General features: G+C 38.7%; 12 protein-coding genes and 2 pseudogenes. 6 read left to right on the forward strand and 8 right to left on the reverse strand.

Annotated features, from left to right (window positions below):
* A partial coding sequence (locus ACM03V_RS33600; protein WP_414625155.1) for a DUF4351 domain-containing protein occupies nt 1-254 on the forward strand: 254 nt, incomplete at its 5' end.
* Nucleotides 255-899: 645 nt separating this feature from the next.
* On the opposite strand, the gene ACM03V_RS33605 is transcribed toward ACM03V_RS33600, so the two are convergent.
* The gene (locus tag ACM03V_RS33605; RefSeq protein ID WP_414625156.1) at nt 900-2,183 is read right to left on the reverse strand and encodes a tetratricopeptide repeat protein; all 1,284 of its coding nucleotides are present in this window, start codon (nt 2,181-2,183) and stop codon (nt 900-902) included.
* Nucleotides 2,184-2,357: 174 nt separating this feature from the next.
* Here ACM03V_RS33605 and sfsA point away from each other — a divergent pair, with 174 nt between their 5' ends.
* Complete coding sequence (gene sfsA, locus ACM03V_RS33610) at nt 2,358-3,176, forward strand: DNA/RNA nuclease SfsA (protein ID WP_414625157.1); 819 nt, start codon at nt 2,358-2,360, stop codon at nt 3,174-3,176.
* Between the two features lie 92 nt (nt 3,177-3,268).
* Here sfsA and ACM03V_RS33615 read toward each other — a convergent pair whose 3' ends face one another.
* The 4 genes from ACM03V_RS33615 to ACM03V_RS33630 all read right to left on the reverse strand — a co-directional run bounded on the left by ACM03V_RS33615 (nt 3,269) and on the right by ACM03V_RS33630 (nt 7,864).
* Nucleotides 3,269-4,891, reverse strand: coding sequence for an SGNH/GDSL hydrolase family protein (locus ACM03V_RS33615; protein ID WP_414625158.1), 1,623 nt, complete (start codon nt 4,889-4,891; stop codon nt 3,269-3,271).
* Between the two features lie 271 nt (nt 4,892-5,162).
* The gene (locus tag ACM03V_RS33620) at nt 5,163-6,050 is read right to left on the reverse strand and encodes a class I SAM-dependent methyltransferase (RefSeq protein WP_414625159.1); all 888 of its coding nucleotides are present in this window, start codon (nt 6,048-6,050) and stop codon (nt 5,163-5,165) included.
* A 231-nt stretch (nt 6,051-6,281) separates the two neighbouring features.
* Complete coding sequence (locus tag ACM03V_RS33625) at nt 6,282-6,896, reverse strand: class I SAM-dependent methyltransferase (RefSeq protein WP_414625166.1); 615 nt, start codon at nt 6,894-6,896, stop codon at nt 6,282-6,284.
* A 758-nt stretch (nt 6,897-7,654) separates the two neighbouring features.
* Entirely contained in the window at nt 7,655-7,864 is a 210-nt protein-coding gene (locus tag ACM03V_RS33630; protein WP_414625160.1) for a hypothetical protein, read from the reverse strand.
* Nucleotides 7,865-8,366: 502 nt separating this feature from the next.
* Between ACM03V_RS33630 and ACM03V_RS33635 the strand changes: the two genes are divergently transcribed.
* Nucleotides 8,367-9,581 carry an NAD(P)-dependent oxidoreductase gene (locus ACM03V_RS33635; RefSeq protein WP_414625161.1) on the forward strand — a complete coding sequence of 405 codons (1,215 nt, stop codon included), beginning with the start codon at nt 8,367-8,369 and terminating at the stop codon, nt 9,579-9,581.
* A gap of 57 nt (nt 9,582-9,638) precedes the next feature.
* On the opposite strand, the pseudogene ACM03V_RS33640 reads toward ACM03V_RS33635, so the two are convergent.
* Nucleotides 9,639-10,761: pseudogene (locus ACM03V_RS33640) on the reverse strand (RNA-guided endonuclease InsQ/TnpB family protein); the annotation flags it as partial.
* Between the two features lie 87 nt (nt 10,762-10,848).
* A pseudogene (locus ACM03V_RS33645) lies at nt 10,849-12,069 on the reverse strand (group II intron reverse transcriptase); the annotation flags it as partial.
* Between the two features lie 35 nt (nt 12,070-12,104).
* Between ACM03V_RS33645 and ACM03V_RS33650 the strand changes: the two are divergent.
* The 3 genes from ACM03V_RS33650 to ACM03V_RS33660 all read left to right on the forward strand — a co-directional run bounded on the left by ACM03V_RS33650 (nt 12,105) and on the right by ACM03V_RS33660 (nt 14,637).
* Nucleotides 12,105-12,563, forward strand: coding sequence for a hypothetical protein (locus ACM03V_RS33650; RefSeq protein ID WP_414625162.1), 459 nt, complete (start codon nt 12,105-12,107; stop codon nt 12,561-12,563).
* Nucleotides 12,560-13,903, forward strand: coding sequence for a recombinase family protein (locus ACM03V_RS33655; RefSeq protein WP_414625163.1), 1,344 nt, complete (start codon nt 12,560-12,562; stop codon nt 13,901-13,903). Before ACM03V_RS33650 ends, ACM03V_RS33655 begins: the two co-directional genes overlap by 4 nt.
* A 92-nt stretch (nt 13,904-13,995) precedes the next feature.
* On the forward strand, nt 13,996-14,637 hold the full coding sequence (locus ACM03V_RS33660; protein ID WP_414625164.1) for a hypothetical protein: 642 nt from the start codon (nt 13,996-13,998) through the stop codon (nt 14,635-14,637).
* Nucleotides 14,638-14,727: 90 nt separating this feature from the next.
* Here the strand turns inward: ACM03V_RS33660 and ACM03V_RS33665 are convergent, their stop codons facing one another.
* Nucleotides 14,728-15,690 carry a hypothetical protein gene (locus ACM03V_RS33665; protein ID WP_414625165.1) on the reverse strand — a complete coding sequence of 321 codons (963 nt, stop codon included), beginning with the start codon at nt 15,688-15,690 and terminating at the stop codon, nt 14,728-14,730.
* Between the last annotated feature and the right edge of the window lie 655 nt (nt 15,691-16,345).

A 16,345-nucleotide genomic window follows, 5' to 3' on the forward strand; every position in this document is an offset into this window, starting at 1 on the left:
AATTATTAAGCGAGGATATTATGCAGGATTCAGTTATTTATCAAGATATTTTACAAAAAGGCGAGCAGAAGGAAGCATTTCGCTTTTTGAGCCGACAATTAAATCGACGCTTTGGTGAAGTAGATTCATCAATAATTGAACGTATTCGGGTATTATCTACCGAACAATTGGAAGCGTTGGGGGAAGAATTTTTGAGTTTTTCAGATGTTTCTGATTTAGTTACTTGGCTTGAGCAGAATACAGGCAGTAGTTAGTAGTTAATAGTTAGTAATTGTAGGTTGGGTTAGGTTCACGAAAAATTGGTTGTAAACAAATAATTTAGATTTGAACCGTAACCCAACATTAGATTTATGCATAATTAATAATGTTGGGTTACGACACGATTAATTCAGATTTTCGTGATAAATGGAATTAGTTTTCGTGTCTAACCCAACCTACTATCTATATTTGAACCGTAACCCAACATTACATTTATACAAAATCATCATGTTGGGTTACGACACGATAAATTAACTTTATCGTCACAAGCTAAATTTATTTTCGTGTCTAACCCAACCTACTAACTAATACTATGCTACTCGTTAAAAAAATAAGTGTCCAGCTAGTACCGCTGCGCGGAAGTAAGAAGTAAGTAGTAAGAAGTAAGAAGTTTGATTTTCTAGGCTTTTCAGCTATTTTTAATGGTTGCCTTATTTACGCCGACTTGTACTAGTAGGTTAGCTTCACGGTTCACTATCTTCTTGGTTGTAAACAATTCATTTCTATTTTAACCGTAACCCAACATTATATTCATCCGCAATTGTGATGTTGGGTTACGACACAATTAATTAAGATTTACGTTACAAATAAAATTAGTTTTCGTGTCTAACCCAACCTACCAACTTCTTGATATTTTACTATTACCAATTACCATTACTCCCCAAATCCCTTTCCAAATCGTGAATAACGGTTTCGAGATACCATTCTTCCGACATTCCGGGATAATAAAACTTGGCTTGTTCGATTAATCTTTGAGCAATTTCCCATTGCCCACCAACCAATCTTAATAACCGATAGCGTAACTTTTCATAGTCATTTTTTTCAACTTCAGGAGCAGGAGCATTTATTTTTTTCAAACTTTTTAAAACTAGCTGATAATTATCCCAATCTTCCTTTTCGCAATAAATACTTGCTGCTTGCTGAAAATCATTACTTGCTTGAGGAAGTTCTTCCATGCGAATATTACATAAACCGCGATTGTAGAAAGCTGTAGCACTTTTAGAATTAATTTCTAAAGCTTGATTATAATCTTCAATAGCACCTAAATAATGACCTATAGTTTGATAAGCATTGCCTCTAGCAACGTAGATTAAATCATCTTCCGGCTGTATTATTAAAGCTTGATTAAAATCAGCGATCGCTCCTTGATTATCACCTATTTGTAAACGTGCTTTACCACGATTGCGATAAACCGCAGCATCTTCAAAATTTAACTGTAGCGCTGTATTAAAATCTGCAATCGCTTTTCTATATTTACCTTGCTTGCAATACACAACCCCGCGACAGCAATAAGCCTTGCCATCTTGAGCATCTGCTCTTAACACCCAATTCAAATCTTCCAACGCTTCGCGGGTGTTTCCTTTCTCCGCCTTTTCTAACAAAGAGGTAAAATAATCCTGCTGCGAAATTAACGGCGTAGTTTGTAACAGTGGTTTTTCTACAATAACCTCTTGCTTGCGAGGTTGTAGCTGCTTCACCTTTTCCAAACACAGCTTTGCATTTTCGGTATCCTTCTGTTCCAAATATAACTCTGCTGCCTTTTTAAAATTAGCGATCGCACTTTCAATATTCCCCAATTTACGCTCTACGACACCCCGTAAATTATAAGCACCAGCTTTGTAACAGTTATGCTCAATACTTTTATCAACATCCTTCAAAGCACCGGGTAAATTTTTCAGTGCCAATCTTGCTAAAGCACGACAGTAATATGCTTCTGCATTATAAGAATCCCGCTTTAAAACCTGATCATAATCAAAAACCGCTTGCGGAATTTTTCCCAAATCGTAGTATGCTAAACCTCGTTGATAATAAGCTTCGATAAATTCAGGATTAACTTGCAGCGATGCCGTAAATTCCTCAATCGCGCCAGCATAATCTTTTTTCTTAGCCTTCTCCAATCCCTTATCAAACGATTCTTGTCCCATTACACTCAACGGTTAACTCAATTAATTATAGATACATATCCTAACCGACGAATTATGAATTAAGCATTGGGAATCGGAGATGGGGGAGGGGGAGACAAGGAGACAAGGAGAATTTTAACCTTTAACCTGTAACCTTAATTACTGCTCACTGCTAACTGCTAACTGCTAACTGTTATGTCCGACTTTCTCTACCGCTACCCAACTTTATATCCAGGAATTTTAGTAAAACGCTACAAAAGGTTTTTTGCAGATGTGGAACTTGCTTCTGGAGAAATTGTTACAGCACACTGCCCAAATACTGGCCCGATGAAAGGAGTTTATATTCCCGGAAATCCAGTACAGCTATCAAAAACAGACAATCCCAAACGTAAATTAGCTTACACTTGGGAGATGATTCAATTGCATGATAACGAACCAAGTTGGGTAGGTGTAAATACAGGTTTACCAAATAAAATTATTAAAATAGCCTTACAAAAACATATCTTTCCAGAATTAGGAAAATACGATGAAGTTAAAAGTGAAGTTGTTTACGGACAAGATAGAAAAAGTCGAGTAGATTTCTATTTACCTCCCTCCGCACAAGAAATCAATTTATCAAATCAAATTTCACTTTTAGATAGTGTAATAGATGGTAATAATATAGGAACAAAGAATAAAATATTACCAAAAGATGATAATCGTCCAATATATTTAGAAGTCAAAAATACAACTTGGACTGATAAAAGATTAGCTTTATTTCCCGACACGGAAACCACGAGGGGACAAAAGCACATACGCGAATTAATGGCACTTTTGCCTGAAACTCGTGGAGTAATGCTGTATTTTATTAACCGTAGCGACTGCACTCACTTTGCACCCGGAGATATTGCCGACCCTTTGTATGGTAAATTACTACGGCAAGCTGTATCTATGGGATTAGAAGTATTACCCTGTCGTTTTGAAACCACTCCCGAAGGAGTTAAGTATTTGGGATTAGCAGAATTACAGCTTTAAAGTGTTAGGAGTTAGGAGTTAGGAATTAGGTGTTGAAGATTTTGCTAACCACTAACAACTAACAACTAACAACTAACAACTAACAACTAAATTTAAACAAAATTATTAGCAGAAAGACTACCTGCTTCTACTCCAGTTAATAAAGTTAAGGTTTCACCTTTATGGGTAATCCAAGTGTCGCTGATATTATTACCTATACCTTGAGTAGCAGTAATATCGTGCAAATTCAAACCGCTAGATAATATAAAATAATCTTCAGTTACTGCAAAATCGGTAATAGTATCAATTCCTTCCCTCGATGCTAAAACAAATTGATCGCTACCACCACCACCTGTTAATGTATCGTTACCAAAACCACCTTTAATAGTATTAACACCACTGTTACCTGTAATTACATCGTCATATTTTGAACCGACGATATTTTCAATGTTGCTGAGACTATCTTGAGGTTTATTCTTGTCAAGAATTGCATCATACCAAACGTCGGCAATTTTGCTGTAACCTTCTACAGTCGCATGGACTCCATCTTGTAAATCATCGGGTGTTAAGGCACTAAAAATATCAACAAAACTGACATTTTTACCTTGTGCAGCCTTACTATCAACAATGCCCGGTATATGCGAATTAAATTCTATAGCCTGTTGCTTTTGTTCTTCTGTACGACTAATTGGTGGAATAGAAGCGACTAAAAGCTGGGTATTTGGTAATTGATTGGTAATATTGTCGATAAGTTTGTTGAGACGACTGGGTGCTTGACTGATATTGTCCGAACGAAGTATGTCATTAGTGCCGATTTCTAACAGCACCATATCTGGTTGAGCATCATTCAACCAACCATCAACAGCACTGTCGATTTCAGCTATTTTCCATCCGCTAAATCCAGCATTATCGCGATCGAAACCTTCCGGGCCAGTTGCATGAGGCCCAACAAAATCTACACTCTTGTTAGTATTCTCAGAATTATTCTCAAAATTGTTCTCGAATAATTGCCATAAATCATCGCGATAAGCACCTAAATCCCAACTTCCCCAACCTTCTGTATTGGAATCACCCAAAGGCATTATTTTAAGTGGTTGAGTCAAATTTGTCGAATTGTGAGTTACTTTACCAGCATTCAAGTCTGCAACAATACTAGAATTGGCTGCATCATAAGTAATAGTATCTATTCCGCTATCGCCATAGAACGAATTATTACCCGTACCCCCATAAATTAAATTACTGTTACTGTTATTTACCCCAGAGACGGGGACTAACTCTAGGTAGTTAAGATTAAAAGAACTTCCGAACATATCGAGACGCATTTCATAACTACCTGCATTCAAAGAAAAAGTTTGTGCAGACTCGATATTTTGCCAATTCCACCAACCACCAGTATTACCTACATTAAAATTCGCCTTTTCTTGTCCAAAAGTTGCTTGAAAAGTGGGATATGCCGCTTTGCTCACGCTCCGCGTATCGCCATCTACATCTGAAGAGATACGCGAAACCAAGCGATATTCTTTCGATGTCGGAACGGTAAAATCGTAAGTAAGCCATTCTCCCGATTCAATCCAGCCAACTGAATAACCACCATCAACATCGTTACTATATGCAATATCAACATCATCAGAGCGGTACTTTTCACCACTGTTACCAACGGTGCTGTCGATACCATCTTTATAATTTTCCGCTTCAATGCGAATTGAATTCATATTTTCCTGAATCGTGTTTTCCATTCTTCTGGTTTTACAGCAAAATCCAGGAAAATGAATCATTAAAGCTTAAAAAATCATCAGAATGGCATCAACTATAATTCTTTTCCAAAAACTAATTAATTTTTAGCAATATATACAGCAATTTTAGATTTGATCCTAACTTAAAGGCTTTACTGAATCAACATTTATACCTTAATTCAGCAAAGCCAAAAGTAAGATTACCTCTATGAATTATGCTGCTTTAACCCAGATGTTTAACTTAACAAGTTTCACAATTTGATAGATTTCATCTTTAGAAGGCTTGACGTTGTGCAATACACATCAAAGACAATGCAGCTGATAAAGATTTAGAATTAATCCCAGATAAAAATTGGCTCAAGCGATACTTGTTATCAGCCTTACCATAATTACCTTGTAATACTTCTGCACCTACAGTATGGTTGTGAGGATATACTTTGACCTTAAAGCCCAATGGCTCTAAGGTTTGATGGTAAAACTCAGATGTGACACCTTTTCCTGGTTTGTGGTGGGTTTCGCTAGCAATCATTGCATCATGTTCTACTTGGGACATAAAATTACCAAGAGACATTAATTTATACAATGGAACCCGAACTTTATACAGAAGCATCCCCAACCCTTTCCAATTCCAAGCGCTTCGTTGCGGGTCATGGTCGGTAATTAAAACTCCACCGGGACGCACCAAACGCGCCGCTTCCGATAATACCACACTCATATCATCACAGTGATGTAGACTTGCATTAACTGTAACAATATCTGCAAAATCCGAAATAAATGGTAGTTGATGAGCGTCTGCTTGAATAGGCGTATAGCCAATAGATTTCGCCATCTTTAAACAGGTGCGAGAGACATCAACGCCAATTAATAGTCGTGGCTTGCCACCTAAAGTTGCATACAAATTTCCAGGGCCACAGCCGATATCTACAACTATTTTGTCATCCCAACTACCCATTGCTGCCTGCCAGCATTCTTTAAAATAATTATCTCGGTGACAATGGTCAAAATAGCCTTGCACCCATTCGGGGTTTTCGTAGTAATCGATATTTGCTTGCAATGCTTCAGTCAAATTAGTTATCGGAGATTGAGGAATATCTTCTTCCCAATTAACTACAGCATCTGCTGCAACGTATTTGCGTAATTCTGAAATTTGTGTATTTTGCATCTTTTATTTCCTTACTTGCATTCAATTAGGTAAGAGAATGTGGGTTAAAACCAAAAACGCCAAGTTGACTTCTCAGATAGAAAATCGATTCAGAAACCCGATCCAATTTCAAATCTGAAAATCCAAGCTGACATAAATTTTTCGATGATGGCTTCCCTGAAACTCTTAGTGAAACAGAGAAATTATCTGCTTCAACCGCCATCTATCAAGGTGATGCAATATTCATTCGTACTACTTGGTATGTCTAGCAATACACACGATCAATTGTGCTGCTTCTGGTGTGTCGCGGTTGATGCCTGATAATCTTTGACTTAATCTCAATCTCCAAGAATTCCGACCATTTTTACCTTCAAGTACCTCTGCACCTAAATCGTGAGAATGAGGATATAATTTCACCTCAAAACCTAATGGTTCCAAAGCTTTATAATACACATCCGGTGTAATCCCATCCCCAGGTCTTTGGTTCTCAACCTCAGTTTTCCAACGTGCGTGTCTTTCCTTGTAGGGAATATAATGCTTGCTTCCAAGCAAACGATACAAAGGGTATCGAACATCCCGTACAAATAAACCTGCACCTTTCAAATTCCAAGCTGTGCGCTGGGGGTCTTGGTCGGTAAATAATAATCCACCGGGACGCACCAAACGTGCAGCTTCTGTCAAAATTCTACCCATATCATCGCAATGACAAGCTGTAATATTAACAACCGCAATACCAGTAAAATTATTTAGAAACGGTAGATGATGGGCATCAGTCAAAATTGGTGTATAGCCAACTTCGCCAGCCATCTCTAAAGCACTTGGAGAAACATCAACCCCAATTAATATTCTCCTTAAGTGTTTTGGAATTACAAGTAGTAATTGCTACTGTCATTTTTAATAATATCATATATATATTTTATTTAGTATGATTAGATTAATCCTACGGTGAAAGAAAAAAAGAATTGATAAAGTTATTTTTATTTCTAGATAATAATTTATTTTAAGTACTTATTTCATTTTTTGATAATTCAATGTTCAATATAGTTAGCTTCGATTATATGCCAAAAAGCATTATTGTCAAGAGGATTATACTTGATTAAAAAAATATAAATATTCATTTTTAACGATAAAATTTACCGGATTCAGAGTTATTAGCAAAAAACGCCTCCCGAATACTCGGAAGGCGTCTTTTATATCTTGTAGAGACGTGATATATCGCGTCTCTACATTATGATTAAATATTTAAAGCTATCAACTAATATAATTTGAGCGGCGGGTTTGGTTAAATCTAGTACCGCTTCGCGGAAGTAAGAAGTAAGAAGTAAGAAGTAAGAAGTTTGATTTTCTAAGCTTTTCAGCCATTTTTTATGGTTGCCTTATTTACGCCGACTTGTACTAGTAGAGCAAGTTGATTTCGTACCGATTTAGTAGTAGTTTCATGTCAACCAATTAGCGGTGCGGTTAATCAAGCAAGCTCAGTCCGTTCGCGGTGGTGCGCCCAAAGCTGCTGGATGAAGCCAGAGAAGAAGTTGATCGGTAAGCGATCGCAAAGTTAAATCCCCCTCAAGAAAAGAAGAGGGGGAGTTGAAATGACGCGAGCGTACAGAGCCGCCCCTTAAAAACTGTTACAGAGGTTTTGGTTGTTCTTTATCCAAATTAACGAAAAGATTTCTTGGTTTCTTAAACCATTCGGCAGGAACTTCTTTAATTAATAACTGTTTTTTATCAGGTCTTGTTACTTCGAGTTTGGCATAGTACTTGTTATCTTCTTCTGAAGACATGAGGTAAAGGTTTTCGTCAGTGAGTAACAACCATGCTTTTTCTGGATAATCCATTTTGTGTACCCTTGGTGTGTGTTGAACTTAGTTAAATTATAAAGTTTTGATTGTAAGTTCAGCAGTACCCACGCGGGGTATCTTTGTATTTATCAGATGCTTAGTTCCGTTTATTTTGACTGCGATAGCTGCTGGCAAACGGTGCTTGTGCTTCTTAGTGCGATCGCGCCAGCATCTGTTTCTACATCTGAAAAGGCTGCATTCTCACTTTAGGGTAATAGTTGGGTTTACCTAAGTACTCGTGCCTTCATAAATTAAACATTTCGTTTGGTAAGGGAATAGGGAACAGGGAAGGTTTATATAACTCACGAGTAATTATATTAGGACTTACGCAAAGCCCCCCTTTCTTAGCGGGGGGGTTGGGGGGATCTTAAAGTTTGGAATGCCTACTTTTTGGTTGCGATTGCGTAAGTCCTGTATATAAATAATGCAGGCGTAAGTACTTAAAATATTTTTTTTAGGTCATCCTAAAACAGTGATAATTTAGAATTAAAAACTATTTATGAAAGTAGGAATCATCAGAGAAGGCAAAACTCATAGCGATACTAGAGTGCCGCTAACACCGAAGCAATGCCGATATTTGGTTGATAAATATCAAGATTTACAAATATTTGTCCAGCCCAGTCAAGAACGTTGCTTTAGTGATGAGGAATATCAAAGTCAAGGTATTTCTAGGAGAGAAGACATGAAGGAATGCGAACTGTTGTTAGGAGTAAAAGAAGTTCCTATTCCAATGCTGCTGCCGAAGAAAACCTATCTATTTTTCTCTCATACGATTAAAAAACAACCATATAATCGCGAACTCTTGCGTTCAATCTTGCAACAAAAAATTCGCTTAATTGATTATGAATGTTTACATGATGAGCGCGGTAAACGAGTAATTGCTTTTGGGCGTTGGGCAGGGATTGTTGGCGCTCATAATGCCATTCTCACCTGGGGGCGACGCGAGGGAAAATTTAATCTCAAACCCATGCATGAATGTCATGACTGGGCAGAAGCTCAAACTTATTATCAGAATTTACCTCTTTCTAATATAAAGCTGGTAGTTACCGGAGAAGGTAGAGTTGCCAGTGGTGCTAGTGAAGTGTTGGACTTAATGAAAATTAAAAGGATTTCACCTCAAGCATTTCTCGAACAAAACTTTGACGAACCCGTTTATACACAGCTAGCAGTCAAGGATATGTATCGCCTTGAAGGAGAACAGAATTTTGATGAAAGTCATTATTATCAACATCCCGAACAATATGTTTCTAATTTTGACCCCTATACTCATAATGCGAATATTATGCTCAATGGTATCTATTGGGATAAGCGTATTCCAGCCTTTTTTAGTCAGGAGGATATGAAACGTAAAGACTTTACTATTCGTGTCATTGCCGATGTCACCTGCGATATTGCTCCAGATTCTTCTATCCCTTCTACAATAAGATCGAGTTCAATTGCCAATCCGATTTATGGTTACGATCCTTTATCATCCAAAGAAACCGAGCCATTCCAAAGTCACTGTATCGATGTTATGGCGGTGGATAATTTGCCGAACGAACTGCCGAGGGATGCTTCAGAAGATTTTGGCGATCAATTAATCACCCAAGTTTGGTCGCAGTTAAATCAAGCTGATAGCCAAATGATTTATGAAGGGACTATCGCCGTTGATGGTGAGTTAAATAAACCTTATGAATATTTAAAAGATTATGTGAGCCTTGATAACGGAATGTAGCACACAATCGGTAAAATTATTTTGTTGACACTCCCTGCTCTAAAGAGACAGGGATTCTCAGTTCATCGTAGCTGCTTGCTCTACCAGGGTTGCCCCAAGTAGAGTAGTGGCTGCTACTCCCTGAGCGTTACTTTGGGGATGCCCTCCCCTAGCTCTTTCAAGAATATTAATTGCTGCGTTAACGTCACGAGGCAAAGTACATCCACATTTGCAAATATGTGTTCGTTGGCTAAGAGATTTTTTAACTTTTATCCCGCAACTAGAACAAATTTGTGATGTGTGATGTGGCTTAACAGCAATTGCTAAACGCCCATATTTTTTAGAAAAATATTCAAGCCATTGTCTAAAAAGTCTCCAAGCTACATCATTAATAGACTTAGCAAGACAATGGTTTTTTACCATGTTCTTAACAATTAAATCTTCATAGGCGATTACATCGTTAGATGATACAAGCGCGAGTGCCACTCTCTTAGCAAACTCGGTACGCTGCCTACTTACTTTCAAATGCTTCAAAGCATATATTTTTCTTGATTTATGGCGCTTGTTTGAACCTTTTTCTTGTTTGTTAATGCGTCGTTGACTGCGTTTAATTGACTTGTCAGCTTTGCGTAAGAATCTAGGATTATCTACGTGATTACCATTACTATCTGAGTAAAAGTACTCTAAGCCAACATCTAAGCCTATCTGATTTCCTGTTGGTTCTAACTGTTTTGAGTTATCAACATCAACAGCAAACTGGCAATAATAGCCATTAGCACGCCGCACTAAACGAACTCTTTTAATAGCTTTAACTGGGTAAGTATGGATATCCCATTTCCCCATTAATTTAAGTTCACCAATACCTTTTTTATCGGTGATAGTAATACGCCTATGAAGATTTGTGCAGCGACCATCCAGAAGTTTTATATTCAACTGAACGGTTGTCTTTCTGGAAACGTGGAAAACCTTTTTTACCAGGCTTACCAGATTTACAATTGTCAAAAAATCTACTAATTGATGACCATGCTCTTTCAGCAGCAGATTGTACCGCCATACTGTTTAAATCTTTAACGAATTTAAACTCGTTTCGTAAGACTGTTGAGTATTTATTTAAAGCAAATTTATTTACTTTGTCTTCTTTTTTGGAATCCATCCAGTAGCGAATACACTTATTTCTGATGAACTGTGTAGTCCGGATAGCTGGTTGAGTCGATGCCCGGTATTATCCGGGGCACCTCTCAGTTAGAACCGGACGTGCGGGTTTCCCTGCATCCGGCTCCCGATATTCTTAAGCTTTTCGGCTTTTGCTCATGTGAGTGTAATCATGACAAGACTCGTGTATTGCCACTAGATTTTTAGTTTTCCAGTTGTTATGATTACCGTCAATGTGATGTAGGTTTATTTGTTCTTCACTTATAAACTTTAAGCCACATTTTGTGCATGAATGGTTTTGCCTTTGAAGGGCTTTAGAGGTGTCGCCGTCATATAACTTACTGTTGCGTTTGCTCCAATAAATTATATCTCTATCATAAGGGGATTTAATCCCTTTAACGTTGACGTGTTTATTTTCGGAATAGGAAACTTTTGGGAACGCTTTTTCAATCAACTTGGTCGTTGATTCTTTGGTGTTCTTAGTTTCTTTATTAAAAACTTTCCACGCTCTGTGATTGATGTACCAACATGAGAATCTTGACCCATCCATGTTACAGAACTTGTGGTAGTTTCTCCATCCTCTAACTATTGGTGCAAGCTTTTGGGCTTTTACCTTAGAACCATAATTCGAGTTATTGATGATTTTCTTAACTTTTTCTCGGAATTTTTTGAAGTTTTCCACTGAGGGAGTGCTTTTGAATTTTCCGTTGCTTTGCACCTTGAAATGCCAGCCTAAAAAGTCAAATCCATCTGTCGCTGCGGTTATCTTTGTCTTTTTCTCACTTACTTTCATTCCCTTATCAGCTAGAAATTGACTTATTCTATCAAGTATCTCTTTTGCATCGTCTTCCGGTCTTAGGATTATAATCATGTCATCCGCATATCGGATTGTTGGTTCCACGATTTCTCTTGCCGGGGTATTTTCTGTGATTCTTCTACCACGTGAACTGGGGGAACGGTGGTATCTGTGAATGCTTTCAATACCGTTTAAGGCGATGTTTGCTAAAAGAGGACTTACCACACCTCCTTGAGGAGTACCTTGTTCAGGAAATTCGGGGTTTATTCCGGCTTTTAAACATCGGAATATTCCTTCCTTTATGCCTTTGGGGGCTGTAAGGTTATTCATTATTGTGGTGTGACTTATCCTATCGAAGCATTTTTCAATATCGAGTTCTATAACTCGTTTGTTGATTCCATTGACGCTAGAGTTCAGGTTGTTAAACAGAATTTTCTGGGCATCGTGTGCCGAACGTCCCGGTCTAAAACCGTAGCTTTTTGCGTGGAAGGTTGCTTCGTGTGCAGGTTCTAAAGCATATTTTACGAGGCATTGCCACGCTCTATCCGCCATAGTTGGGACGATATAATAAGACTGCACATAACTTCAATTCACTTTTGGGAAGTTATGTCACAATTACAAATCCCATCCACCCACTGTACGGTCAATCTGTTGTAATAAAGCAGATTCGCAAAGTTGGGCAGGAAACCAAAATAACTATAGAAAGTCCACTAGGAGGATTCTTGTCTCTTCCGGCATCAGAAACCGACCTGTGGACACAACAAACTAATAAGCACTTAACAGGTTCTAAGTTTTTACCTGAAAAATTATTGCGATTGAGTGAATGGTTAGCAGCACGTTCGCAAAACGTTACTGATGAATTTTCTTGTGTGAAAGAAAATAAAAGTGCAAAACACAGGGAAATTAATCATGATCCAAAAGCATCTACTACCCACCACTCAACCAGAACACTCAGAAAAAATAAATCGTCTGATAAAAATAACAGCAAGGTTAGTGGACAAGGTACTGGTAAGCAAAAGTCTCGACGCGGCGATAGCGAGGAGCAAGCCAGATGAATAGTAAAATTAGAACGAGCCATCTGGAACGCCGTGCAGTAGTTTACCTGCGACAATCTACACTGACTCAGGTAGAATCACACCGAGAAAGTACGGATAGACAATATGCTTTGGCTGACCGTGCATCAGGTTTAGGTTGGGACAAAAGCCAAATATCCGTTTTTGATAATGACCTCGGTAAAAGTGGTCAAACCACAACCGGACGTGAAGATTTTCATCGACTAATGGCTGCTGTAGGCTTAGGAGAAGTGGGAGCGGTTTTAGCTCTAGAAGCTTCTAGATTTTCTCGTTCCCAAGCAGATTGGCATAAACTTATAGATATCTGTGCCCTTACAGATACATTGGTAATTGACCATGATGGGATTTATGACCCGAACGATTTTAATGACCGAGTAATATTGGGATTCAAGGGAACTTGGAGCCATACTGAGTTACACGGTATGCGTCTGCGTTTACAAGGAGCCAAGTTAAATAAAGCCAAAAAAGGTGAATTGCGCTGCTCTCCACCTACTGGTTATGTTTATGACCCAGAAGGAAAACTAGTAATAGACCCAGACGAAGGAGTAGTTGCTGCAATCAAGCTGGCTTTCCAACAGTTCCGCGTTCTTGGAACGGCATTTAAAGTGATGCGCTACTTTTGTATAAACGACATTCCTTTTCCAAGAAGACGCTGGCGACAAAAGCAAATTGGTACACTTTATTGGGGACCAGCTAATCTTAGCCGTATTACTACCCTACTGCATAACCCAACTTATACAGGAACATACGTATATGGTAGACGGCGCTGCATTAACGTAATCGAGGATGGTCAAATAAAGAAAGTTAAAATCCAGACTCTACCACAGGATGAATGGAAAGTTATAATCCATAATGCTCATGAGGCTTATATCAGTTGGGAGGAATACTTGTCTAACTGCGAGCGACTCAAACAAAATAGTCCAGTTTCTTTATCAGATGGATGCCAGCGCACGCCTAGAGAAGGTTTTGCTTTACTTCAAGGTTTAGTTATTTGCGGTAAATGCGGAAGAAAGATGAGTCCTCGTTACCACGGTAATGGTGGTTGTAGAGCGGCTTATGAATGCACCCAAGCTCGTAAACAAGATGGCAACATGGGTGTTTGTTGGAGTGTTGCCGGAGCAGCAATTGACAAAGCCATTGCAGATCATGTGCTTGAAGCTATAAGTAGCGAACAACTCGATATTTCTCTTGCAGTGCTTTCTGAACTTGATGACCAAGCCCAGGAAGCAGACAAAACATGGCAACTCAGGTTGGAAAGAGGGCGTTACGAGGCTGATAGGGCAATAGTCAATATGACGCAACTGAACCAGAAAATCGTTTAGTTGCCCGTACATTAGAAAGACGGTGGAATGAAAAATTACAGCAATTAACAGAACTAGAAGAGGCATACTCGCAAGCCCATCAAGTACAAAGGTTGGAGTTAACAGCAGTACAAAGGCAACAAATTTTACACTTAGCCAAAGATATTCCAACGCTTTGGCATGCCAGTAGCACTACTAATCAAGAACGTAAAGAGATACTAGGATTGTTAGTAAAACAAGTTGCTCTTACTCCAATTGATACTCCCGAACGCTCTACTCGTATCCAAATACTGTGGCATACAGGAGTTACGAGTATTTTATATGCACTACGTCCAACAACTGGTCAAAGATTCCAAACACCTTCATGTTGTGTTCAACTGATTGAGGAATTAGCTTCTGGTCGAACTGATACCGAAATTGCTTTGGAACTGAATCAACGAGGTTTGTTGAGTGGTACTGGTCGTACTTTTACCAAAGCCAGTGTTGCTTGGATTCGATGGAAGTTTGGTATTGAAAAGCCTTTAGCCGACCCAATTGTTGCAAAATCAGGGGTTAGCCCGGAGGGCTATTATTCCACCAGTGCCTTGGCATCACTACTAGGTGTTGGAATTCATACAATTTACTACTGGCGAGACAAAGGAATTATCCAGGCTTTCCAAGAAACAGAAAGAAGTCCTTGGTGGTACATTGTGACACCATTCGTGTTAGATACTTTACGTGAAAAAATTCGTCGTGTACCAGTTAAATCTAAGTAATTTATCGCTTCCGCCAAGAAAACAGTAATGTCGGAACAACATTTAACCCTTTGATTAAAAATATAGTCAAAGGGTTTTTGCGTATTCATTTTAAGTCTGCGGGATAAATTTCTTACCATCATAGTGCCAAGCAATTCCATCTGGGTCATGCCCCAATGTCCATTTTCCAAAATTTCTTGCGGTTTTCTTGTGGCGAAGAGTACTCGGAGATACATCTAATCTTCTTGCTAAGGCTGCACCAGTTAGTGAATGTGGTATTGCATTAGAATTTTGAATTTCTTTAATTGATTGTGAGCTACTTAATGACTCCAAAGGTGACTCACTATTTTCTGTTGGGGTTTTAGGATAATTATCATCGGATACTGATGATTGTTTAGGAGGTGAGTCACTTTTAGGCTCACTCAGGTAGCTCACGATTGACTCACCAGTAGTCTTCTTAGACTCTACCAGTCCTAATGGTGAATCACTCAAAGTACTAGTAGACTTGATATCTTCTAATGACTCACTCGGCGAGTCACTAATTGGTTCATCTTCCTCACCAGAATTGACTGACTCACTTAGTGAGTTACTAATTGGCTCACTAGTAAGGTGTGACTCTGGTAGCTCACTGAATGATAAGAAAGAAGATTCCTTTGACTCATCATCCTGAAAAGTTTTCTGCTCCAAGTCCGGTTGATTGTGGTCTACTGGTGACTCACTGACTGGTAATGGTGAAAACTCAGATTGTTTTTTCTCTTTCTTAGTCTTTAACTTGCTATCTGCTTGTGCATTAACTTCAAGTTGTAAATCCGATTGTAAGCCTTGATAAGCCTGCTTAAGAAATGTTACTTCCTCAAGCAGGCTACAAACCTTTCCCTCCAACTCATCAAGACGTTTAATTGTCGAAGGTGTGTCACGAGGTGTTGTAGGTGTGCTACTAAAAAAATAATTTTCAAGGATTGCGATAATTGCAGCAGAATCTGATTTCAATCCTTGCTCATTCTTAAATTCAACTACAGCATCATAAATTCTTTTGGGTGGGTAGGCTGCTACACGCGGATTGTCCGTTGCCATAAAGCACCATTCCTTCCATAGTTCCTCTTTTAGTTTAACCCAACTTTACCGACTGGGTAGACTACTAGTAAGCCACTTAGTCTCAGGAAGATCCAAAAAATTAATTGTCAAAGCGTCGGTGGGACAATTTATTACTTGCAAGTCCCTCAAGTTACCCCGAAGCTTATGTACTATACAAGGGTCGAACCCTTACCACATAAGAGATATAGTTGTAGGAATTTTTTAGATTTAAGAATTGAACCACGACTCGTTTAGCGCAGCGGCATCAAGGCGGGCTATAGGCGGTTTGGGTTTTTACCAGTTAATTTGTAGCCCGTCTTGGTGCAAACGAGGAGAGCGAAGCGGTGGTTCAATTCGCCGCTCCAACAAATCAACTTGGGTTAATAATTAACGCTGTGGAAAGTGACAACAAGATATAAATATTTAATAATGCCACTGGTGACTCACTAGTAACACAACTTGAGAATCAACATTACTCTTCATTTTTATGATGGCTATGCTACTCATTTAATCAAAAAGCTTTAACATGAGGAAATACAGGGATTCTTCTAAAGTATCCCAAAGCTTCATTGAGTCGAGGTGCAATATGAATACATCGTCGGAATTTTCAGCATTCTGGTAGTTCCGTCCTTTTTAGGAATGGGGATACTACGTA

Origin of the sequence: Calothrix sp. CCY 0018 (assembly GCF_963920925.1) — a bacterium.
GTDB lineage: Bacteria > Cyanobacteriota > Cyanobacteriia > Cyanobacteriales > Nostocaceae > Rivularia.

Bases quoted from the DNA above. Each gene is read 5' to 3' on its own strand.
- ACM03V_RS33605 (WP_414625156.1), bottom strand. From the start codon at position 2,183: ATGGGACAAGAATCGTTTGATAAGGGATTGGAGAAGGCTAAGAAAAAA.
- sfsA (WP_414625157.1), top strand. From the start codon at position 2,358: ATGTCCGACTTTCTCTACCGCTACCCAACTTTATATCCAGGAATTTTA.
- ACM03V_RS33615 (WP_414625158.1), bottom strand. From the start codon at position 4,891: ATGGAAAACACGATTCAGGAAAATATGAATTCAATTCGCATTGAAGCG.
- ACM03V_RS33620 (WP_414625159.1), bottom strand. From the start codon at position 6,050: ATGCAAAATACACAAATTTCAGAATTACGCAAATACGTTGCAGCAGAT.
- ACM03V_RS33630 (WP_414625160.1), bottom strand. From the start codon at position 7,864: ATGGATTATCCAGAAAAAGCATGGTTGTTACTCACTGACGAAAACCTT.
- ACM03V_RS33635 (WP_414625161.1), top strand. From the start codon at position 8,367: ATGAAAGTAGGAATCATCAGAGAAGGCAAAACTCATAGCGATACTAGA.
- ACM03V_RS33655 (WP_414625163.1), top strand. From the start codon at position 12,560: ATGAATAGTAAAATTAGAACGAGCCATCTGGAACGCCGTGCAGTAGTT.
- ACM03V_RS33665 (WP_414625165.1), bottom strand. From the start codon at position 15,690: ATGGCAACGGACAATCCGCGTGTAGCAGCCTACCCACCCAAAAGAATT.